Here is a 459-nt window from a genome sequence, read left to right on the forward strand (position 1 = left end):
CTTTATTTGATAATATCTTAGTAAGTGTTGATAAAGCTCTAAGATGGGTCTCATTATCAATGGCTGCTAAAACAATAAAAAGTTTAATTTCATGCTTTACATCATCCATCAGTTTTACGGGATGTTCACATCTTAGAAATGACATTCCTAATTTTTTGACTCCTTCCTCTGGACGAGCATGAGGAAGAGCGATTCCTAATCCTAAGTCAATATAAGGACCGAAAGCCTCTACTTTATCAATAATAGCTTTGATATAACGCTCTTCAATTTCATGTTTATCAAGAAGGGGTTGCGCGGCTAGTTCAATTGCTTCTTGCCAGCTTAATTCTTTATTGGTAAATCTTATTTTTTCTTTTGTAAGTAAATCTGTTAGCATAACTCCTGATAGTTTCCCTTCTTTTCTTGTACGATTTAACTTTTTTTCAATAATCTTTATTAAATCTTGTCTATTTACTGGGT

1 protein-coding gene is annotated in these 459 nt (G+C 32.7%); it reads right to left on the reverse strand.

The window, feature by feature from the left end; translation table 11 throughout:
• On the reverse strand, positions 1–459 hold a 459-nt coding region (locus D7V97_RS43670), incomplete at both ends, for a PTS sugar transporter subunit IIA (RefSeq protein WP_199729268.1).

Origin of the sequence: Corallococcus sp. CA053C (assembly GCF_003611675.1) — a bacterium.
Lineage (GTDB): Bacteria > Myxococcota > Myxococcia > Myxococcales > Myxococcaceae > Corallococcus.